This is a genomic window from Amycolatopsis sp. lyj-346, assembly GCF_046548975.1.
Classification (GTDB): domain Bacteria; phylum Actinomycetota; class Actinomycetes; order Mycobacteriales; family Pseudonocardiaceae; genus Amycolatopsis.
Window position 1 is genome coordinate 191,458 of the sequence record NZ_JAJPWT010000003.1, and the last position, 21,304, is coordinate 212,761.

20 protein-coding genes and 1 pseudogene are annotated in these 21,304 nt (G+C 67.3%); 14 read left to right on the forward strand and 7 right to left on the reverse strand.

Features of this window, described 5'->3' with window-relative positions:
* Positions 1-564: 564 nt before the first annotated feature.
* The 13 genes and pseudogenes from ACLJQE_RS12520 to ACLJQE_RS12580 all read left to right on the forward strand — a co-directional run bounded on the left by ACLJQE_RS12520 (position 565) and on the right by ACLJQE_RS12580 (position 11,691).
* On the forward strand, positions 565-1,803 hold the full coding sequence (locus ACLJQE_RS12520; protein ID WP_410639351.1) for a helix-turn-helix domain-containing protein: 1,239 nt from the start codon (positions 565-567) through the stop codon (positions 1,801-1,803).
* A 4-nt stretch (positions 1,804-1,807) separates the two neighbouring features.
* Positions 1,808-2,368, forward strand: coding sequence for a flavoprotein (locus ACLJQE_RS12525; protein WP_410639352.1), 561 nt, complete (start codon positions 1,808-1,810; stop codon positions 2,366-2,368).
* Between the two features lie 114 nt (positions 2,369-2,482).
* Positions 2,483-2,779 (forward strand): hypothetical protein, encoded by a 297-nt coding sequence (locus ACLJQE_RS12530; protein ID WP_410639353.1) that lies wholly within the window; start codon positions 2,483-2,485, stop codon positions 2,777-2,779.
* 32 nt (positions 2,780-2,811) lie between these two features.
* Entirely contained in the window at positions 2,812-3,273 is a 462-nt protein-coding gene (locus ACLJQE_RS12535) for a hypothetical protein (protein ID WP_410639354.1), read from the forward strand.
* 546 nt (positions 3,274-3,819) lie between these two features.
* On the forward strand, positions 3,820-4,092 hold the full coding sequence (locus tag ACLJQE_RS12540; protein WP_410639355.1) for an AMED_5909 family protein: 273 nt from the start codon (positions 3,820-3,822) through the stop codon (positions 4,090-4,092).
* Positions 4,089-4,409, forward strand: a complete 321-nt coding sequence (locus ACLJQE_RS12545) for a helix-turn-helix domain-containing protein (RefSeq protein WP_410639356.1) — start codon at positions 4,089-4,091, stop codon at positions 4,407-4,409. The genes ACLJQE_RS12540 and ACLJQE_RS12545 overlap by 4 nt, the downstream gene beginning before the upstream one ends.
* A 342-nt stretch (positions 4,410-4,751) precedes the next feature.
* Positions 4,752-6,307, forward strand: a pseudogene (locus tag ACLJQE_RS12550) (FtsK/SpoIIIE domain-containing protein).
* On the forward strand, positions 6,304-6,693 hold the full coding sequence (locus ACLJQE_RS12555; RefSeq protein ID WP_410639357.1) for a hypothetical protein: 390 nt from the start codon (positions 6,304-6,306) through the stop codon (positions 6,691-6,693). Before ACLJQE_RS12550 ends, ACLJQE_RS12555 begins: the two are co-directional and overlap by 4 nt.
* The gene (locus tag ACLJQE_RS12560) at positions 6,693-8,324 is read left to right on the forward strand and encodes a replication initiator (RefSeq protein WP_410639358.1); all 1,632 of its coding nucleotides are present in this window, start codon (positions 6,693-6,695) and stop codon (positions 8,322-8,324) included. The genes ACLJQE_RS12555 and ACLJQE_RS12560 overlap by 1 nt, the downstream gene beginning before the upstream one ends.
* Positions 8,325-8,337: 13 nt before the next feature.
* Positions 8,338-8,526: a helix-turn-helix transcriptional regulator gene (locus tag ACLJQE_RS12565; RefSeq protein WP_410639359.1), complete on the forward strand. Its 189-nt coding sequence runs from the start codon at positions 8,338-8,340 to the stop codon at positions 8,524-8,526.
* Positions 8,526-9,788: a tyrosine-type recombinase/integrase gene (locus ACLJQE_RS12570; protein ID WP_410639360.1), complete on the forward strand. Its 1,263-nt coding sequence runs from the start codon at positions 8,526-8,528 to the stop codon at positions 9,786-9,788. Before ACLJQE_RS12565 ends, ACLJQE_RS12570 begins: the two co-directional genes overlap by 1 nt.
* A 140-nt stretch (positions 9,789-9,928) precedes the next feature.
* Complete coding sequence (locus tag ACLJQE_RS12575; protein WP_410639361.1) at positions 9,929-11,038, forward strand: DUF262 domain-containing protein; 1,110 nt, start codon at positions 9,929-9,931, stop codon at positions 11,036-11,038.
* A gap of 11 nt (positions 11,039-11,049) precedes the next feature.
* Positions 11,050-11,691, forward strand: a complete 642-nt coding sequence (locus tag ACLJQE_RS12580) for an MAE_28990/MAE_18760 family HEPN-like nuclease (RefSeq protein WP_410639362.1) — start codon at positions 11,050-11,052, stop codon at positions 11,689-11,691.
* A gap of 172 nt (positions 11,692-11,863) precedes the next feature.
* Here the strand turns inward: ACLJQE_RS12580 and ACLJQE_RS12585 are convergent, their stop codons facing one another.
* Positions 11,864-13,021 carry an acyl-CoA dehydrogenase family protein gene (locus tag ACLJQE_RS12585; protein WP_410639363.1) on the reverse strand — a complete coding sequence of 386 codons (1,158 nt, stop codon included), beginning with the start codon at positions 13,019-13,021 and terminating at the stop codon, positions 11,864-11,866.
* A 106-nt stretch (positions 13,022-13,127) separates the two neighbouring features.
* Here ACLJQE_RS12585 and ACLJQE_RS12590 point away from each other — a divergent pair, with 106 nt between their 5' ends.
* The gene (locus ACLJQE_RS12590) at positions 13,128-14,801 is read left to right on the forward strand and encodes a class I adenylate-forming enzyme family protein (RefSeq protein ID WP_410639364.1); all 1,674 of its coding nucleotides are present in this window, start codon (positions 13,128-13,130) and stop codon (positions 14,799-14,801) included.
* On the opposite strand, the gene ACLJQE_RS12595 is transcribed toward ACLJQE_RS12590, so the two are convergent.
* From ACLJQE_RS12595 to ACLJQE_RS12620, 6 genes are all read right to left on the reverse strand, one after another.
* Positions 14,798-15,523, reverse strand: coding sequence for a hypothetical protein (locus ACLJQE_RS12595; RefSeq protein ID WP_410639365.1), 726 nt, complete (start codon positions 15,521-15,523; stop codon positions 14,798-14,800). The genes ACLJQE_RS12590 and ACLJQE_RS12595 overlap by 4 nt on opposite strands.
* Positions 15,524-15,645: 122 nt before the next feature.
* A complete protein-coding gene (locus tag ACLJQE_RS12600; protein WP_410639366.1) occupies positions 15,646-16,911 on the reverse strand; it encodes a hypothetical protein in 1,266 nt (421 codons plus the stop codon).
* Positions 16,912-17,010: 99 nt separating this feature from the next.
* Entirely contained in the window at positions 17,011-17,508 is a 498-nt protein-coding gene (gene purE, locus ACLJQE_RS12605) for a 5-(carboxyamino)imidazole ribonucleotide mutase (RefSeq protein WP_410639367.1), read from the reverse strand.
* Positions 17,509-17,522: 14 nt separating this feature from the next.
* Complete coding sequence (locus ACLJQE_RS12610; protein WP_410639368.1) at positions 17,523-18,707, reverse strand: 5-(carboxyamino)imidazole ribonucleotide synthase; 1,185 nt, start codon at positions 18,705-18,707, stop codon at positions 17,523-17,525.
* A gap of 13 nt (positions 18,708-18,720) precedes the next feature.
* Positions 18,721-19,929, reverse strand: coding sequence for a glycosyltransferase 87 family protein (locus tag ACLJQE_RS12615; RefSeq protein ID WP_410639369.1), 1,209 nt, complete (start codon positions 19,927-19,929; stop codon positions 18,721-18,723).
* The gene (locus tag ACLJQE_RS12620; protein WP_410639370.1) at positions 19,904-21,253 is read right to left on the reverse strand and encodes a glycosyltransferase 87 family protein; all 1,350 of its coding nucleotides are present in this window, start codon (positions 21,251-21,253) and stop codon (positions 19,904-19,906) included. The genes ACLJQE_RS12615 and ACLJQE_RS12620 overlap by 26 nt, the downstream gene beginning before the upstream one ends.
* Positions 21,254-21,304: the final 51 nt, after the last annotated feature.

Sequence of the window (21,304 nt, forward strand, 5' to 3'; positions counted from 1 at the left end):
TCGAGAATACAACCAAGAATACAGCTAGTTTTGGACTGGGGAGAGATGATAAGCTGAAGCTAACGGCCGCATTGCAATCAGAAGTTGCAAAACGCGTCAAGAACAAGGTTACAGTCAACTCGGCAACGGAAATCGAAGTTCAGCGGACGTTAGCCTTGACCGCCGAGCCTTCGGACCCCGATCAGTTACACGTCAAAGCACGGGCCTATCAGATTGCACCCGTATATGCACGAGTGTCCGCAAGGGTTGCGTCTACGTGCAGTTGTTGCGGAACTAGCTCAGTCATCAAATTGATCACGTATATCCCAGTGAAGAAGTATGCGACACGTCAGGTCGACTACTTAAGTAACAACTCCGATAAAGTTATCGACACTGGCATCCAGGATATCATCTAGCACATTAGGTTGCCAATCCGAGTTCTGCCAAATTTGAGAACTACTTTCCGATAATTGACTATCCGCACAGAAGCAATGCGCGCCGCCGAACCGGCTGAGCGCAAGAGGGGTCGAGCTTCTAAGACGCATGGTCAGGCACTCTAAGCCTGTCACCGTATAGTCTGTGGGTATGCGTGGTGCGGGTGATCAGCTCAGCATCGGGGAGCGTATTGCCTTCTACCGGCGGCGGCGCGGATTGTCGCAGGCGGTGTTGGCTGACCTGGTGGGCCGGTCCGAAGACTGGCTGAGCAAGATCGAGCGGGGCGAGCGCGATATCCGCAGGTTGGACGTGCTCGCCGACGTAGCGCGAGGGCTGCGCGTCACGCTGGGCGACCTCCTCGGTGAACCCGTTCTCCTGGAGGACCAGGACGAGAACGACGACGTCCCGGCCATCCGTGACGCGCTTATGGCTCCTCGGCGCCTGTCCCGGACGCTGTTCTCCTCGTCGATGTCGCCGGAGTACATCGACCCGGCTCCGGTGGCGCAACTGGTGGAAGGCGCCTGGTCGAGCTACCAAAAGGGCGACCTCGGCCGCGTCGTGACCGCTCTCCCTGGGCTGATCAAGACCAGTCAGGGGATGGAAGCGGCGTCGACGGACGACCAGGCATATCGACGCGCTTGCGCGGCGGTGTCAGCACGGGTGCATCACCTGGCGGCGACAACTCTGAGCAAGATCGGTGAGGCTGACCTCGCCTGGATCGCGGCGGAACGCGCTATGCAAGCGGCGGACGAAGCGGATGACCCGCTGGTTCTGGCCTCGGCCGCCCGGTCAGGCACACACGCCTTGCTGGCGGTCGGCCGGTTCGACGACGCCCTTGAGCTGGGTGATGTCGCCGCGAAGTGGCTGCTCCCGAGGATGGCGGCCGGCGATCCAGCGGCGCTGAGCCTGTACGGGATGCTCTACCTGCGGACGGCCGTGGCTGCGGCCCGGCACCAGGACCGCTCGACGGCGAACGAGCTGCTGTCGCACGCCAACCGCGCGGCTGATCAGCTCGGGGTGGACGCGAACTACTGGCAGACCGGGTTCGGCCCGGCGAACGTCGAGTTGCACCGGCTCTCGGCCGCGCTTGACCTGGGCGACGTCTCACAGGTGATCGAATCCGCACCCCGGATCAACGTCGACCATCTGCCGGTCGAGCGACAGGTAACGCACCTGATCGACTTTGCGCGGGCGCTGAGCCTGGTCGCGAAAGACGAAGAGGCTCTTCAAACCCTGCTGGCGGCGGAGCAGAAAGCGCCGACGATCGTTCGACACAGCACCCTGGTTCGCGAGGTCGTGCGGTCGATGTATCGGCGCGCCCCGGCGACGGGCGGCAAGAAGTCGTCGCTCCTCCTCGCCCTGGCTGAGCGCTGCGGCGCGGTGAGGTAGTCGGATGGGCACTCGCGTTCTCGGACTGGTCGGCTCGGGCGCCGGTGGCGTCGAAGAGCTGGTTCCCCGGCTGATCAAGCCTGCCCAGCAGGACGGCTGGACCGTCGCGGTGACCTTGACTCCGACTGCCGGCCGCTGGCTGGCCGAGTCAGGAGGTCTCGCCGAGCTTGAAGAGGTCACCGGATACCCGGTCCGGGTCGAGCCGCGCTCACCCAGCGGCACCAGCCCGCACCCCGCGCCGGACGTCTACCTGGTGGCTCCGGCCTCAGCGAACACGGTCGCTAAGCTCGCTCTCGGCATCGCAGACAACCAGGCGCTCACGCAGGTCAACGAAGCAATCGGGACCCGAAACCTCCCCGTCGTCGTCTTCCCGCGTGTCAACGCTGCACACGCCCGTCACCCGTCCTGGGACATGCACATTGAGGCGTTGCGTCGCGCGGGTGTGCATCTCGTCTACGGTGACGACGTCTGGCCGCTGCACGAGCCGCGGAGTGCTCCGGGGCGAGAACTGCCCTGGTCAGCGGTGCTCGACGCTGTGAATACGGCCGTCTCCCCCTCGCGCTAGCCCCCTCTGGCACCTACCCGGACAGTTTGTCCGGGGTGATCCACGTAACCGGGTGTCTTCTGGTTCCAGCGCGCCCAACCGGGCACGCCGAGACCGAGGACATCTGGAGTGCAGATGGGCATTCACGTGGTGATTCAGCCCCTCGTCGGCTACGGCGCGGCGGTGGTTTCACCATCACCGGGCGTTCGCCAGCTCGTGGCGGGCAGCGAAGAGACCTCGTTCATCGTCCAAGTACCGGCCCGCATCGGCGGGCTGATGGACACGGCGCGGTTCGCGCGCAGTCTGGCCGTTGCCGCGAATGAGTTCGGCGAGTGGTGCGAGGCCCAGAACCGCACCCGTTCGTATTCCTCTTCCCTCGAACAGCAGTGGTCCGGCGCGATCGATGACGCCACGCCGGGCGAAGGTGACTGACTTCAGAAACACAACAGACACAGGGACTAAAAATGGCTATTTACAAGGGTTTCCGCTTCCCGATCGAGTTCGACGACGCTTTCGCTCAGGGTTTGGTGATGGTCGGTGAGGTCTCTCCGGACAACGAGTACCAGACCCGGGAGGACAGGGCGGCCGGTCGCCCGGCTCGGCAGCGTGTGGATGAGGTGACCGGTAAGCGGCAGTGGAAGGTGACGGTCACGGACCCGGACGAGACGAAGGCGAAGCGTGCGTCGTTCGAGATCACGTTGCTTGCTGATGTGCAGCCGGTTCCGGCGACGTCGGAAGTGCTGCCGCGGATGCGTCCGATCGAACTGGAGGGGCTGACGGCCGAGCCGAAGGTCGCGGGGCAGGGCGAGTTCAAGTACCAGTCCTATGTCTTCCGTGCGACTGGGTTCAAGGCGGCGGCCAGCGGCTCCGGCACCAAGGCCACGCGTTCGACGTCGGCCGGTGAAGGGGCGGCGAAGGCGGCATGAGGGGGACGAACACGTCCGGGCCGGTTCGCGACGCCAAGGCGTTTCAGGAGCTGGTCCGGGCGTGGGAGGCGGCGTACCGCGACTACATGGCGGCGTGGGAGCACGGAACACGAGTGCTGTCGCCGGGGGCTTCGTTGAACACGGCGAATGCGGCGCGGCGGTATCGCGGACGTGGCACGAGCTGGCCAAGTCGCGAGGACTGCCGTGGTGGTGCGTGGCAGCGCTGGAGTCGGCGGCCGAAGGGTTCGCGGAACTGGCAAGGGATTGGGCGAGTAAGGCAGACGGCGATGCAACTTCGGGTCGACGGGTTCGGCGTGACATGGACGGTCGAGTCTCGGGATTCGGTAACGGTGGAGGAAACCGGGCCGCATCCGGCCAGTCCGCCGATGCTGGTCGTGACCGGCACGACGTCGGTGGCGACTCTGGCGCTGCCAGGGGATCTGGAGGAGTGGCCGGCATGCGTGGCATTCCTTCTCCGGCTCCGCGACGGGGTGGACGACCTGGCGGCGCTGCTGGCTGCGCGCGTGGCGACTCCGGTCGGTCCTGATGGAGGCCGAGACGGTGGTCAAGTCGTATCGCGAGGTCGCGACGCTGGCTGACGCGCGGGAAGCCGTGTTCGTTCTCCGGCCCGAGTCGGACGCTGACCAGTCGGTCTGGGTTGAGTTCCACCGGGCGAACGCGGCGATGTATGAGCGGGTCGCCGAGCTGGACCAGCGTCACCACTGGGAAGCGCTGTACTGGGTCGGTTACGAAATGCGGCAGATCGAGAAGCTGACGCAAAAGCCGGAGTGGAAATCGGGCTACGGGGATGCGCCGTGACGGTCGAGATCGATCCGGCGATGGTTGCTGAGCTTGTTGGCCAGTACACGGCTGGTGAGACTCTTGAAGGGCTGGTGGCGCGGTATCCGTTTAGCTATCGGAAGATTCGAACCACCCTGATCGACGAGGGTGTCACGCTTCGACCTCCGAAGATCCCGCTTCCTCCGACACCGCCGGGCCTCGTCAATGCCTACCACTACGGCCAGACGATCCGGCAACTCGCTGCCTCGTATGGCCTGAGCTACAACCAAACCCGCAACATCCTGCTCGCTGAAGGTGTCCAGCTCCGCTCGCGCGGACAGTACTCGACCCGATAGGAGGACACGGGAGCGGCGCCCACAAGAAGAACTGAATATCGACAATTCGCACGGGGGACGTGCGACGTAGAAACGCGTCCCCGTACACCTGGAATTGATCCTTAGAACGCAGAACCGGGTCCCTGGCTACCAACCTTTTCGCCGGTTCTGCGTCTGTCCACTGGAGAAGTGAACAATGCAGACGATAAATGATGACAACCGACGCCAGTCAACCGGGGTCACTCGGATGCGCTGCGCGGAATGCAAGCGGTTCGCTCGGCTGCTGCCGGGTGAGACCAAGTGCGCCTCATGCCTGGGCGCGTTGCCGCTGGATCTCTCGGCGGTGCTGCGAGGTGGTCGGCGATGACCTCCCCCGGAATGCTCGTGATCGCCCTGGCCGGCCTCGGCCTCGGCGTATGGGTCCTGGCCAAGATCGGACGCGCCTTGGCGTCGATGGCTGAGGCCTTGGCCGCGATGGTGGTCGTGTTCGTCGGCCTGTGGTGGGCCTGCAAAGTCGTGTTCTGGCTGTTCTCCCAGGTCGTGATCCACTGGCGGACCAGCTTGACGGTGATCGCGGTCTACCTGTGGTGCGTCTGGGTCGGCTGGGTCTGGCTTGTGATCAACCTCGTCGGCCTGGCCCTGCTTCTCGGCGTCTGGCGGCTGCTCGACGTCACCTCATTCGACCAGTGGTGCGGCCGGTTGCTGGGTCGTGGGTGATCCGCTGGGCCGTCTACCACCGCAAGCTGCCCGGTTGGCTGCACGCCTGCGGCCTGAGCGTCCGCGATGACGCGATGCCGGTGGAGGTGACGGTCAACCTGGTCGGCCGCCGCAAGGCCACCCGCGCCACCGCCCGACAGTCCGGGGCGCAGATTCCCAAGGTTCTCGGCGTCCGGTCCGGCCCGTCGTGGGATGAGGTCCGGGTGCAGCTCGTGCCCGGCCAGAAGCCCGAAGACTTCGACGACGCTACACGCGCGCTCGCGTCGGCGCGGAAGGTCGCCCGCTGTCAGGTCCGAGAACTGGAGCCGAACGTCGTGTCAGTCGACTTCCAGCGTCGCGACCAACTGGCCACGGTGGTTCCCCCTCCGGCAGTTCTCGAGTTGCCCGATCGGTCTTCTGTGGATCTGCGGCGGGTGTGGGCCGGTCGGACCGAGTACGGGCAGGACTGGCGGGTGCCGCTGCTCGGCTCGGGCGCGCACTGCCTCACTGCCGGTGCCTCGGGTGCGGGGAAGAACAGCGTGATGTGGTGCCCGCTGGTGTCGGCGGCCCCGGCGATCCGCTCCGGGCTGGTGCGCATGTCCGGGATCGACCCCAAGGGTATGGAGCTGGCCTATGGGCGCGGGATCTTCTCCCGCTACGCGGTGTCCGGGAAGGACGCTGTGGAGATCCTGGACGGCCTGGTGGAGGAGATGGAGGCCCGCAAGCGAGAGTTCGCCGGCCGCGTCCGCACCATCCCGCTGTCCACGGAGTATCCGTTGGAGCTACTGGAGTTCGACGAGATTGGCGCCCTGACCAAGTACACGGATCGCAAGACCCGCGAACAGATCGTCGAGCGGGTGGCGCTGCTCAACACCCAAGGCCGCGCCCTGAACATCTCGGTACGCGGCTATGTGCAGGAACCGACCAAGGACACCGTGCCCGTCCGCGAGTTGTTCACTCGCCGCGTATGCCTGCGGGTGACTTCCAAGACGCACGTGCCGATGGTCCTCGGCGACGGGGCGTACGAGCGGGGCGCGTGGGCCAACCGCATCGGCGACTCGGAAGCGGGCGTGGGGTTCGTGTGGGGCGAGGGCATCCGCGAACCCCTGCGCATCCGCGCCGGGTGGGTGTCGGACGAGACCGTCAAGGCGCTGGAGCACTACGTCACCAACGGCGGCACCCTGGACCGGCCTGTCCCCGGCGGCGAAGGGACGGCGGCATGAACACGACCATGGTCTTCCTCGACGCCATCCGAGACCACCTCGACCTGCACGGCTTCGGTCCAGTCGCCTCCGTGCTCGTGACCTCCGACTCCGCCCCCGTCACCGTGCAACTCGGTGCACCGCGCGAGCTGCCCGAAGTCGCCTCGGCCTTGATGACGTGGGCGGGGACGCTCGACGACGTGTCGGCGCAGGTCTGGCGGACGCCCACCACCAAGTCGGTACACCTGATCGTCAACGGCCGGATGCCCTGCGGGGTCCCGGTCCACGTCTACGGCGCGGTCGACTTCTCTGAGGACGTGTTCCCGGACCTGCCCGCCGGGGTCCGGCAGGACATGCCCGTGTTCGTGCTGCGGCAATGGTCTCGCCTTGGGGAGGTGGCTGCCTGATGCCCGACCAGGAACAGGCCCGGCCGGCCGGAACCCGGGCCGAACGGATGCGGACACCGCTGGCTGCCGACGTCATCCGGGCGACGGCGGAGAAGCACGGCGTCTGCGTCCGCCCCTTCACGATGGAGGTCGGCGACACGGAGACCGGCGAACTCCGCTACGTCCCGGTCCCCTGCGGGGCCACCGTGGAATCCGTCTGCTTGCCGTGCGCCCGGAAAGCGAAGGCGCTTCGGCAAGCGCAGTGCCGCGAGGGCTGGCACATGACCGAAGAACCCAACCTCATCCCGGCGCCTCCTTCGGAGGACCACAAGGAGCTGCTGACCTACCGTGCCGACCTCGTCGCCGCCTACCGGGACGTCGTCGACCACGACCAGGCCGAGGCCGAGGAGTTGCGGGAGGAGATCAACGGGGTCGACGCGGAACTTCGGCAACTCGGCATGCGGGGCCGGCTGCCCGCCCTCGACGTCCCGACCAAGCGCGCCGTGAAGCGGTCGACCCGGCGGCGGCAGGACGCGCCCAACCTGCCCCGGCGGAAGGTCGCGAAGACCACGGTCGGCCGGGAGTACGCGGGCAAGTTCCGGCCGTCGATGTTCGTCACCCTGACCTGCGACACCTACGGCCCGGTCCGTGGCGACGGCTCGCCGGTCGACCCGGTCCGCTACGACTACCGGCGGGCGGCCCGGGACGCGGTGCACTTCTCCGCGCTGGTGGACCGATGGTGGCAGAACCTGCGCCGGGTCGTCGGCTGGGACGCGCAGTACTTCGCCACCGTCGAACCGCAGAAGCGGACCGCGCCGCACCTGCACGCGGCGATCCGCGGGGCGATCCCGCACGACGTCATCCGCCAGGTCACCGAAGCCACCTATCACCAGGTCTGGTGGCCCAACCACGACCAGATCGTCTACACAGAGCGGCTGCCGGTCTGGGACGGCGACATCCGGATGTTCCTCGACCCGGACACCCGCGAGCCGCTGACCAGCTGGGACGACGCCGTGGACCAGGTCGAGGACCCGGCGCACGTCGCCACCTTCGGGCAGCAAGTGCACTCCAAGGGCATCCTCGGCGGCACCGAAGAGGCCGGCCGTCACATCGGCTACCTCACGAAGTACCTCACCAAATCCACCGGCGAAGTGGTCGAGGCAGACACGGCGCGGCTGCGGGAACACCACGACCGGCTGCACGCCGAGCTGTCCGTGACGCCGTGCTCGCCTCGGTGCGCGGTCTGGCTGCTCTACGGGGTCCAGCCCAAGGGCGCGGGCAGCAAGACCACCCCGGGGCACTGCAAGGGACGGGCTCACCGGCGGACCACGCTCGGACTGCCCGGCCGCCGGGTGCTGGTGTCGCGGAAGTGGTCGGGCAAGACCCTCGACGACCACAAAGCCGACCGCAAGGCCTTCGTCCAGCAGGCCTTGGCCGCCATCGGGATCGAGAAGCCACAACCGGCCCCGGCCCGGCTCGTATGGCGCAAGGTCGAACTGGGAGACCCACAGGTCCCGCCCCGCCCGCACCTGGTGATGCGTGCGATCGCGGAACGGATCACGTGGAAGGCCGAGTACGACCGGGCGCTACTCGCTGCTGCCGGACCACCCGGGGACGGTCCGGAAACTTCGGCAACTCAGCAGGCAGCCTGACCAGGGGGAACAGATGAACATCAGCAACATCGACCGACTCTGGTCGGTTGACGACGTGTCCACCTACCTCGGCGTCCCGGTCAAGACGCTGTACCAGTGGAAGTGGCGCGGCGAAGGCCCGCCGGTCCGCAAGATCGGCCGGCACCTCCGTTACGACCCGGCCAAAGTTCAGGCGTGGGTCAACGGGGAGGTGGCGGCCTGATGGGACACATCCAAGATCGCTGGTATCGCCCCGCTCGTGACAAGGAGACCGGCAAGGTCCTCTTGAACAAGCGGGGCAAGCCCGTGCTCGAAAGGACCGAGCTGTACGGCATCGGACTGCGTTACAAGGTGCGCTACCTCGACCCGGACAACGAGGAGCGCTCAAAGTCCTTTCCAGACAAGCAAAAGAAGCGCGCGGAAGACTTCCTCATCGGGGTGGAGTCGGACAAGCGTGAGGACAAGTACATTGACCCGCGCTCGTCGTCCAAGACGTTTCGGCAACAGGCTGAGAACTGGCTCAAAGCGCAGTCGCCTGACCCGGCAACGCGGGAGATCCTGCGTAGCCGACTCGAAAGCCAAATCTACCCCGCGTTCGGGCACCTGAAGTTCAGTCAGATCAAACCGTCGACCATTCGTGACTGGCTCGGCGTGATGGAGGAGAAGCGGCTCGCTGCCAACTACCAGGTCGTGCTGTTCACCATCGTGACCGGCGTCCTCGACTCGGCGATCGACGACAAGCTGATTCGGGAGAACCCCTGCCAGGCGAAGACCGTTCGGCGGCCGGTGGGCAGCAGTCCGCAGGTCGTGGTCTGGCCGGAAGAGCGGGTACACAAGGTACGGGCCGGACTCGGTGAGCGGTTCCGCGTTGTCGTCCCGCTCGGATCCGGGCTCGGGCTGCGTCAGGGCGAGATTCTGGGCTTCTCGCCGGACGACATCGACCGGGAGGAGTTGGTGGTCCGCGTTCAGCGGCAGATCAAGACCGTCAAGGGTGTGATGATGTTCGCCCCGCCGAAGGGCGGCAAGACGCGAACGGTCCCACTCTCCCCCGCCCTGCTGGCGGAGATCGACGACCACGACGACCGATTCCCGGCGACCGCCGTCACGCTGCCGTGGCAGAAGCCCGACGGCGATCGGGTGACGGCTCGGCTGCTCGTCACCGGCGAGGCCGGCCGCCTGTACACCGGCGACCTCTTCACCAAGGTCGTCTGGCAGGGCGGGTTCAGGCAGGAGAAGATCACCCACCGTGGCCGAGCCGACGGCATGCACGCGCTGCGGCACTTCTACGCCTCGACGCTGCTGTCCCGGGCGGTCTCGATCAAGGAACTGGCCGAGTACCTGGGGCACGCCGACGCGGGCTTCACGCTGCGGACGTACACCCACCTGGTCCCGTCGAGCCACCAGCGGGCCCGGGAGGCCATTGACGCCGTGTTCGGGCGACCAGATAGGTCACAGCGGGATGCGAACGTCAAGCTTTCCGCCTAGCCCAATTAGTCAACCTACCTGCAGCAATCACCGATCAGTCGAGCGCCTGACTCGATCAAGTATCAGCTGCCAAGAATCTAACAGCATGCCTATACTGTGGTCACGCAGCCGTACAGCCCGAGCAAAGTTGAAGGAGCAGAGTGGACGAGAATTTAAATGAAGCAATCGCCTTGCGGCGACGGGAAATATCTACGGACGCCTATAGCATGTCACTGGGCGAACTAACAAACCTTTATCGAGATGGAGAACTGGACGTCCATCCCGAGTTTCAGCGAGTATACCGGTGGACCGACGAGCAGAAAAGCAAGCTGATAGAGAGTATCTTGCTTGGCATTCCCCTGCCATCCATATTCGTCGCACAAAATACCGATGGCACATGGGACGTCGTTGATGGAGTACAGCGAATATCGACAATTCTTCAGCTACAGGGACTTCTTGTGGACGAGGACGGACGGCCACTACCTAAGCTAACCCTTCGGCCAACCAGATACCTTCCTCAGCTTGATGGAAAAGTCTGGGAAGACGCCGACCCAGACAAGTCGCTCGATCAGGCACAAAGGCTCGACATCAGGCGCGCCAAGGTGGACCTCAAGATCATAAAAAGGGATTCCTCTCCAGGCGCCAAGTACGACCTATTTCAGCGCCTCAATGGGTTTGGAACACTTCTTAGCCCCCAAGAACTCCGAAGCTGCATGGTAATTGCAACAGATAGGAATTTCTACCAGTGGATCGAGAGGTTAAGCAAGCACGAATCTTTCGTAGAAACGACGTCACTAACCGACCGACTTAAGGACGAACAGTACGACCTCGAGTTAGTTCTACGCTACCTCGCTTTTCGCTCTATCCCGGAGGATGACATCAGGCGAATTGGGGCACTTGGGGACTACTTGAACGATAAATCAGTGAAAACCGCCGAGGATGGTATCGACTACTCAGTGGAAGAAGAGCGTTTCAAGACCACTTTTGACCTGCTCAGCGACTCGCTCGGCGACAACAGTTTTAGGACCTTCAACCCTAGCAAGGGACGTTTTCAGGGGTCGTTCTCAAATACCGCATTTGAAATTGTCGGCCTAGGCTTGGCTTATCACATAGACCACTACATAACCAACCAAGAAGGTCTCGATCTAGAGAACCGAGTCAAGAAGATCTGGAAGGAAGGGAACTTTGGGCGCGGATTCGCCACTGGCAAGAGTCCTGACGAGCGACTTCGACGGACAATACCTGCCGGCCGCACCCTCTTCGCTCCCTAAGGTGTCCAATAGTGGTAACAAGATTGGAACTAGTAGCCGAGAAATTGGACGGCGAGTTAGCCCTACGTCGACGCGAACTGTCGGATATTAATCTGTCAGCCCAGTCGTCAGCCGGCAACAAGGCGGCCACACTGCGCCGAGCCGGACACGTAATGGCCTACGCGCATTGGGAGGGCTTCATAAAGCTCGCACTAACAAGTTATGTAGCCGAAGTTTGTCGGCAACAAAGAGCAATAGGCGAACTCAGAGATGGATTGCGAGCGGCCATGCTCTCGACCCGAATAAATGTCAGCGCCGCCGAGAATCCGTTCACCCTCGCGATTGAGATTGTAGAGTCGGTCCGCGGGCACGCGACCGAGAAGTTTACCTTAACACCAGAAACTCTACTGAAGACTGGAAATCTGACGTCCAAGAAGTTTCGCGGCATGCTGTCTATATGCTCACTAGACTACCTTGATTACTACGCCACCAAAGAGAATTTTATCGACGAGGTGCTGTGTGGCAGGCGACACAGAATTGCACACGGCGGACCTCAGCCCATCAGCGCGGACGACCTGCCAAAGACCATCAAACGTGTACTTAGTCTCTGCCAGATGGTTAACGACCAGGTGATCGAGGCGCTGCTATACGAGCACTACTTAGCCAGTAGCTGAAAGAAGCAGACCACGATCACGAAGCCAGGCTAGCTCGACTCACAACTCGACGTTCCACACGCGAGAGGCAGGCCGTTGACGCGATGTTCGGGCGGCCTGGTGCCGATGACGGCCTGGAGGCGGCCTGATCATGGACCACCAGGGCCACCCGAACTACCGGATCAAGATCAATCTAGCCCTTGAGCAGGGCCCTTGCCATGACGACCTTCTGGATCTGGTTGGTGCCTTCGTAGATCTGCGTGATCTTGGCGTCCCGCATCATCCGCTCGACGGGGAAGTCCCGGGTGTACCCAGCCCCACCGAAGAGCTGAACAGCATCCGTGGTCACCTCCATGGCGATATCGGACGCGTACGCCTTCGCAGCGGAAGCCATGAACCCGGCCCGCTTGTCGCCCCGCTCGGAAGCCGCGGCCGAGGCATACACGAGATGCCGGGCAGCCTCGATCTTCGTCCCCATGTCGGCCAGCATGAACTGCACGCCCTGGAACTCGGCAATCGACTTGCCGAACTGCTTGCGGTCCTTGACGTACGCCAACGCCGCGTCGAGGGCCCCCTGGGCGATCCCCAGCGCCTGAGCGCCGATGGTCGGCCGGGTGTGGTCGAGCGTCCGCAGCGCCGTCTTCAGCCCGGTACCCGGCTCACCGATGATCCGGTCCTCGGGAATGGTGCAGTTCTCGAAGTAGATTTCCCGGGTCGGCGACCCCTTGATCCCGAGCTTCTTCTCCTTGGGCCCCACCGAGAAACCGGGGTCGTCCTTGTGCACGACGAAAGCCGAAATCCCGTTGGCCTTCTTCTCGGCCTCGGGATCGGTCACGGCCATCACGGTGTACCAGGAAGACTCGCCGGCATTGGTGATCCACGCCTTGGTGCCGTTGAGCACCCAGTGGTCGCCGTCGAGCCGGGCGCGCGTACGCATGGACGCGGTGTCGGACCCGGCCTCACGCTCCGACAGCGCGTAGGACGCCGACGCCTCGCCGGAGGCGATCGAGGGCAGCACCAGCTTCTTCAGGTCCTCAGAAGCCGACAGGATGATCGGCTGCGTGCCCAGCTTGTTCACCGCCGGGATCAGCGACGCCGACGCGTCGACCCGCGCGACCTCTTCGATCACGATGCAGGCACCGACGGCGTCGGCACCCTGGCCGTCGTACTCCTCACCGATGTGCACGGCGTTGAAACCCGACTTGACCAGCGCGTTGTAGGCCTCGATCGGGTAGCGCTCGTTCTCGTCGACCTCCGCCGCGTACGGCGCGATCTCCTTCTCGGCCAGGGCCCGGACCGCGGCCCGCAGCTCCTCGTGCTCCTCGGCAAGCTGGTACAGGCCGTCGGTCACTTCCGGTCACCTTCTCTGCAACGTCGGGAGGGGGTCCATCGATGTTAGCGCTCGTTCACCTGGGTCGTCCTTGTGGCGTGGCCCGCACCATTCGTATGGTCGGGTGATGCCGCTCACCGCGCCGACGCCGCCGCCCGGTCTGCCCGCCTCCCTCGACTACCCCGAAGTCCCCGTCGGTTCGCTCCTGGCGGCGGGTGCCGCACGCTGGGGCGACCGGACCGCCTTCGCCCACGACGGCCACAGCCTCACCTTCGCCGAGACCCACCGAGCCGCTTGCCGCTTCGCCAATGCCCTGCGCGAACGCGGCATCGGCCGCGGCGACGTCGTGGCGCTGCACCTGCCGAACTGCCTGGCCTTCCCCGTCGCCTACTACGGCACGCTGCTGGCCGGGGCCACCTTCAGCCCGACCAACCCGCTGCTCCCCCCGGACGACCTCGCGTTCCAGCTCACCGACTGCGAGGCCGCGGCCGTGGTGACGTTCGGCCCGGTCGCGGGCGCACTGGCGAGCGTCGCCGACCGGATCCCGGCGCGGTTCACCGTCGTCGTCCAGCCGGCCGCCGGCCTGCCCGAGGGCGCCGTCGAGTTCGAGGCGTTCCACGCCGCGCAGCCGGAGACTCCCCCGGCTGTCGCCTTCAACCTCCACGAGGACCTGGCCCACCTCGCCTACACCGGCGGCACCACCGGCCGCTCCAAGGGCGTGCGGCTGTCGCACCGCAACGTCGTGGTCAACACGCTCCAGCACGCCTGCTGGGGCACCGGCTCGGTCCCGGCGCTCGACGCGCGCGGCGACGTCACGATCGACCAGCTCGGCAGCGAGGACGAGTGGCCGTCACGCCTGGGCACCGGCGTCGCGATCAACCTGACGCCGTGGTTCCACGCGATGGGCATCATCGGCGGCCTCAACGCGGCGGTGATCGCCGGGACGACGCTGGTCCTGCACACGCGCTTCGACCCGGCGGCGTACGTCGCCGACGCCGAACGGCTCCGCATCACCGGCATCGGCGGCGCGCCGGCGCTGTTCGCGGCCCTGCTCGCGACGCCGTCGTTCCACACCGCCGACCTGTCTTCGGTCCGCTCGATCGGTTCGGGAGCGGCGCCGATGAACCACGCGATGATCAACGCGCTGCGCACCCGGTTCCCGGACGTGGTGGTCGCCGAGGGCTACGGCCTCACCGAGGCGACGATGGGCGCGGTGATCTCGCCGACGTACCGGTCGGGCACGCGCAAGGTCGGCTCGGTGGGCCTGCCGATCTTCGACACGGAGGTCAAGATCGTCCCGGCCGAGGGCGGCGAGGACTCGCTGCCGCCGGGTGAGAAGGGCGAGGTCTGCCTGCGCGGCCCGCAGATCATGCTCGGCTACCGCAACCGCCCCGAGGAGACGGCGGCGGCCTTGGTGGACGGCTGGCTGCACACGGGCGACATCGGCATCCTCGACGCGGACGGCTACTTGTCCATTGTGGACCGCAAGAAGGACATGCTGCTGTACAAGGGGTACAACGTCTTCCCCCGCGAGCTCGAGGAACTGCTCGTCACGATGCCGGGCGTGGCGGCGGCCGCGGTCGTCGGCCGTCCCGACCCCGAGGTCGGCGAGCTGCCGGTGGCGTTCGTGGTGCCCCGGGGATCCCTGGACGCCGACGAGCTGATGGCGGCGGTCAACGAGAAGGTGCTGCCGTACAAGCGCTTGCGGGAGGTGCACGTGGTCGACCAGATCCCGGTGTCCGCGGCGGGGAAGGTGCTCAAGCGGGAGCTGAGGCAGCAGCTGATCGGCGACCTGGACTAGGACGCGGGCTTGAACCGGCAGGACGCGGGCGAGGTCTTGCAGTCGTACCGCTGGGGGCCTTCGGTGCGCATGTTGTACTCGACTCGGTGGGGCCCCCACGCGGTCGTCGCGAAGGCCGGCTGCCCGGCGGGTGGCACGACGACGGTGTGCCGGTCACCGCGGTAGGAGTACTGGATGCGGACGCGCCACAGGCAGAAGCACCGTTCGGTCTTCGCGCGGATCACCAGGTGCTCCGGCTTGCCCTGCTCGACGAACCGGATCTTGCCGTCGGAGAGGTAGGGCCGCGCACCGGCGGCATCGTCCGGGACGAGGGCGGGAATCTCGACGCCCGCACCGGAATCGAGCCGGAACTCGACGAGAGCGGTCTCCTCGCTGCCCTGCGGATCGGCCACGAAGGCGGTCCCCTCCAGCGGCTTCCGCCGCTCCTCGACAACGGCGGTGATGGTTTCGATGTCGATCCGCCCCGATCGGTGGCTTACCAGGGTCACCTGCTGCCCGGAGGTGCCCAGCTGGGCATGGGTGTGCTGCCGGACTTCGTCGAGTACCGGGCCCGAGGGGGGCCCGGTGAGCACGGCATCGGTGGCCCAGTACTGCCCGGCAACGAGTTCCGGGTGGTTGTCCCCGCGAACGGAAAGGACCTCATCCGAGAACAGATCCCGAGTCCGATCGGCGACCAGCGGAGCAACCCCGGGCACGGCAACGGCGAGGACAAGCGGAGTCACGGTGGCAAGAAGCCATTTCGGCGCCCGCCCAAGCCCCCGCCACCAGGCAAGTCCGCGATTCGGCCGCGGAGCGGGCCGAAGAGTGGTACTCCGCCCGGCGACGACGGGTTTCCGCTTTCGGGTCACGCCTGGGTACCTTTCTGCTTCGGGCTGTCGGCGGACGCCACCCGGGGCTCGGCTTGGGGCTCGGCCTGCGGCTTTCGCTCCGCTTCCGGCACCGGCACCATCGCCGGCTCAGCCTCGGACTCGCCTTCCGGTCCGGCTGCCCGCCCGGCCGCCCCCTCCGCGCCCGGCCCGGCCGTCGGCTCGGTGCCCTGCGCCCGTGCTGCCTCCGGGTGCAGGCCGGACTCCGCGCCCGGCCCGGCCGTCGGCTCGGTGCCCTGCGCCGGTGCTGCCTCCGGGTGCGGGCCGGGCTCTGGGGCCGACCCGGCCGTCGGCTCTCCGTCCGAGGGCTCGGTGATGCGCGGTCCCACCACTATCGCCAGCAGCGGTACCGTCGCCAGTGCCGCGAAGAAGCCCAGTCCCAGTGCCAGCTCGGTGCGCTGGGCGCTGAGGCGGTCCGCCATGCCGCTCGGGTCCCACAGCAACCACGCGTTGATCAGCAGCACGCCGTACAGGCCACCGCACACGTACAGGGCCGCTGTGCGTGCGGTGGCTCGGGGCCAGCCCGTTGTCACCGCCGTGGTCACCAGGAGCACCAAGATGGCGATCAGGCCGGCTCGGTAGATCCCGGGCCAGCCCGTGACCACCGCCGGGAGCTCGTTGCCGGGGTTGTCGATCTCGAACCAGGGCAGTGCCTGGGACAGGACCACCAACGGGACCGCCAGGACCAGGGCCGTCAGCCGGAGCACCGGTGGGCGCCGGGCCGGGGGCACGTCCGGGGTTGTCGCGAGCGGGATGCGGGTTGCCGCGGGGGCGCCCGCGATGGCCACTCCGAGCCCGATGAGCAGCAGGCCGGTCGTGTAGAACACCAGTCCCTGGGCCGCGGTCACCAGGAGGTCCGGGCGCAGCTGCTCCGGGTCCACGCTGGTGGACGGCAGGCTGGTGCGCAGGTCGGCCGCGTTGGCGCGCAGCCCGACGACCAGGGCGGCCAGCGCGGGCAGCGGCGCGCACACCACGACCGGCAGCCAGCGGATCCCGGCCCGGCGGCGCGCGGCCGAGAACGCCAGCACCGCGCCCATCGCCGTGAGCACCAGCAGCACCGCGAACGTCGGGCCCTGCCGCTCGATGCTCGTCACCGTCAAGGGGAACGGCGGGTAGCGGGAATCGACCCGGGCCGCAACCCACGGGAACGTCAGCGCGACGACGGCCAGCCCGGCGCCGATGCCCGCCAGGACCACCCCGGCGAGCCAAGGCACCGCGACGCCGTCCGACCGGGAATCCGCCATGTCTCGCCCCTCGAACGCTCCGGAAATCGGCGTCCGGACCTTAGCGGGTTCTCCCGGGCACCGGAGGGCAATCCGGACAGGACGCCACGAACGGACCGGTCAGTGACCGGTCTTCTCGCGCAGCGCCGCGTCCTTGTCCAGGACCAGCTTCTCCAGATCCGCCTGGAACTTCGCCACCTTCGCGCGCAGGCCCTCGTCGGACGCCGCCAGGATGCGGACCGCCAGCAGACCGGCGTTGCGCGCGCCGCCCACCGAGACCGTGGCCACCGGGATGCCCGCCGGCATCTGGACGATCGACAGCAGGGAATCCAGGCCGTCCAGGTACTTCAGCGGGACCGGGACGCCGATCACCGGCAGCACCGTCGCCGACGCCACCATGCCCGGCAGGTGGGCCGCGCCGCCCGCGCCGGCGATGATCACCTTCAGCCCACGAGACGCCGCCGACGTCCCGTAGTCCAGCATGCGCTGCGGGGTCCGGTGCGCCGAATAGACGCCGACCTCGTACTCGACACCGAACTCGTCCAGGGCCGCGCCCGCCGCCTCCAGCGTCGGCCAGTCCGAGTCACTGCCCATGATCACGCCCACCTGCGGCGCCATACCGACCTCTCCCGTCAGTGGATTTCGTAGCCGTCGAGCCAGACGGCGTGGGACAGCCAGTGCGCCGACAGCAGCGCGCGGTTGCGCAGGTCCTCCATGCGCTCGCCGGTGAAGTTGACGTGCCCGAGCTTGCGCCCCGGCCGCTCCTGCTTGCCGTAGAGGTGCACCCGCGCCTCCGGGTACCGCGCGAACAGGTGGTGCAGCCGCTCGTCCGGCCCCATTTCGGGCAGCTCCGGCGCACCCAGCACGTTCGCCGACACGCACGCGGGCGCGACCAGGTCCGTCCGGCCGAGCGGGTAGTCGAGCACCGCCCGCAGGTGCTGCTCGAACTGCGACGTGCGCGAGCCGTCCATGGTCCAGTGCCCGGAGTTGTGGGGGCGCATGGCCAGCTCGTTCACCAGCAGCCCGGTGTCGGTCTCGAACAGCTCGACCGCGAGCAGCCCGGTGACGTCCAGCGTGGCCGCGATCCGCAGCGCCAGGTCCTGGGCCTCGTGCACCCGCGAGTCGTCGAGCCCGGGCGCCGGGGCGAGGACCTCGGTGTTGATGCCGCCGGTCTGCACCGTCTCGACCACCGGGTACGCCGCGCCCTGGCCGAAGGGCGAGCGGGCGACGAGCGCGGACAGCTCCCGCCGCATCGCCACCTTCGCCTCGACCAGCAGCGCCGTGCCCGCTTCCAGGAGCTCCGGCACGGTCTCGCGGGCGTGCTGCGCGGTGTCCAGCATCCAGACGCCGCGGCCGTCGTACCCGCCGGTGGACGCCTTGAGCACGACCGGCCAGCCGTGTTCGCCGCCGAACGCCACCACGTCATCCACAGTGGACACCTCGGCGAACGCCGGGCCCGGCACGCCGAGGCCGGCCATCATCTCGCGCATCACGAGCTTGTTCTGCGCGAAACCCAGCGCGCTCGCCGCCGGCCGGATGACGTGACCTTCCACCGCCAGCGTCAGCAGGTGCTCCCCCGGCACGTGCTCGTGGTCGAAGGTGAGCACGTCGACCGAGGCCGCGAACTTCCGCAGTGCGTCGAGGTCGGTGTGGTGTCCCAGCGTGACGTCGCCGGCGACCAGCCCCGCGGCTTCGTTCTCGCCCGCGGCGAGCACGCGCAGGGACTGGCCGAGGGAGATCGCCGCCTGGTGGGTCATCCGGGCGAGCTGGCCGCCGCCCACCATGCCCACGATGGGCAGACCGGTGTGTTTGTCCATAGCGCCGATCAGACTAGACGGTGACCACCTGGAGTGACCGCCGGACCAGGCGAAGCTCACGCGCCGCCAGCCCGAGGATCCCGGCCGCCGCCGCGAGCACGTAGCCGTTGCCGAGGGCCGACCAGCCCAGGCCCCAGCCGAATTCGGTGTCCCCGCCGTTGGGCACCAGCATCACGACCTGCGAGACGAACAGCAGCGCGACCGCCGTCGCGGCCCACCACCGCGCCTTGACCACGAGCAACGTGAGCAACGGCACGCACCAGACCCAGTGGTGCGACCACGACACGGGCGACAGCAGCAGCCCGTAGAACGCCGTGACCAGCAGGGCCGCCGCGTTCTCGCCACGCCGGTGCAGCCGCACGACCAGCCACACCGCGGGCACCGCGAGCACCGCCGCCACCCCGACCGCCACCGCCAGCGACCAGGGAGCCAGCGCCGAAGCCCGGTTGACCAGCCCGTTGAGCGACTGGTTGAAGATCCAGTGCACCGACCCGACCCGGCTCGGGTCGGTCGCCGAATCCCGCCAGAACCGCACCGCGTCGACCGGGATGATCGCGAACATCACCGCTTCGAGCGCTACGAAGGTGCCCAGTGCCCGCAGCCCGTCCTTCCACCGACCCGTGAAGAACAGGTGCGGCACGAAGATCAACGGGGTGAGCTTGATCGCCGCTGCCACGCCGATCGGAACGCCCGCCCAGCGCGACCCGCCAAGAGAGAGCACCAGGACGTCCAGCACCACGAACGCCATCAGTATCAAGTTGATCTGGCCCAGGAACAGCGTCTTCCACACCGGTTCCAGCGCCAGCGCGATGGCCGTTCCCGCCGGCAGCGCCCACCAGCTTCTTCCCAGAAGCGGTGCGTGCCCCGTCGACGACGAAACCACCGTGATCACGACGATAAGGGCGACCACCGACAAAAACGCGATCACGCCCCAGACCAGGCCGGACGGCACCAGCGCGAGCGGCAGGAACAGCGGCGCGGCGGCCGGCGTGTAGGTGAACGGCAGCCGCACCCAGTCCGGCAGCGCGGTCAGCACGTCCCGCGTGTAGAGCGGGTCGCCGTGCAGCAGGGTGAGCGCCCCCGCGCGGTACACGGCGCTGTCGGCGCCCAGGTGCCAGCCCGCCAGCCAGCCGACCACCCCGAAGGCGAGGACGAGGAGCGCGAGAACCCCGGCGAGAACGCGGCCGGTGCGCGCCTCAGACGCCGGTCGGGACGTCGACATGCTCGTCCGGGGCGGCCTTGTTCCGCGCCCGCCGCTGCAGGCCCCAGCGCACCGCGAGCGCGAGCGCCAGCACGACCGGCATCAGGATGTAGGCGTCACCCAGCACGTTCTGCCACACCTTCCAGTGCAGCTCGACGTTGCGGCCGTTCGGCAGGATCAGCAGCACGCAGCTGACGAACACGAACCCCACCAGCCCGGTCCCGACCCAGCGCTTCCACGCCGTCTTCGGGGTGGTCTTCGGCAGCCGCGAGACCAGCAGCACGATCAGCGGGATGACCCACACCCAGTGGTGGGTCCACGAGATCGGCGAGATCAGCAGCGTCCAGAACGCGGTGACGAGCAGCGCGGCCAGCGCCTGGCCCTTGCGGTGGAAGCGCACCAGCAGCCACAGCGCCGGGATCGCGAGCACGAAGCCGATGCCCATCGCCGCCTTCGACGCCCACGGCGCCAGGTCGGTGGCCCGGTTCATCAGCGCGTTCAGGGACTGGTTGCCCGCCCAGTGCACCGGCCCGATCCGGCCGGTGTCCGGCAGCGTGACGGTCCAGTACTTGGCCGCGTCGTGCGCGTTGACCAGGAACATCAGGCCCTGGAGCAGCACGAACGTCGCGAACCCGCGGATGGCGTCCATGCGCCGGCCGGTGACGAACAGGTGCCCGAGGAACACCAGCGGCGTCAGCTTGATCGCCGCCGCGACGCCGACCAGCACGCCGCCCCACCGGCTGCCGCGGGCGCCGATGACCAGCATGTCCAGCATGATCAGGGCCATCAGGATGAGGTTGATCTGGCCGAGGAAGATCGTCCGCCACACCGGCTCGAGGGCCAGGAGGACCAGGAAGAACACGATGGTCGAGCGGGCGGGCGAGGCCCACCAGCGCGGCCCGTCGGTGGCGGGACGCGGCAACGCGCCGATCGCGATCCGGATCGACAGCGCCATCGCTCCCAGCGAGACGGCCGTGATCAGGCCCCAGGAGACCTGCGTCGGGAACGCGGCGAGCGGGACGAAGATCAGCGCCGCCGTCGGCGGGTAGGTGAACGGCAGCAGCGCCCACCACGGCTCGTCGGGCAGGGTGTTGGCGTCGTAGAGCGAGTCGCCGTGCAGCAGCGTCAGCGCGCCCGCCCGGTAGACCGCGCTGTCGACGCCGAGCACCCAGCCGTGCTGCCAGCCGTAGATGCCGTACCCGATCGCGACCAGCGGAATCACCGACAGGATCAGGATCGACCGCGGGCGGACGGACAGCCGGGCGAGTGATTTCCGCAGGGCCAGGCGGTGCTGGCGTCTGGCCGCGACTTCGCCGTCGACGTCGGTGGGTACGGTCCGGGTCACCGCACCAGGAAATCATGACCGGCCCGGTCGCGGTCGGAAGGGTCCGGGCGA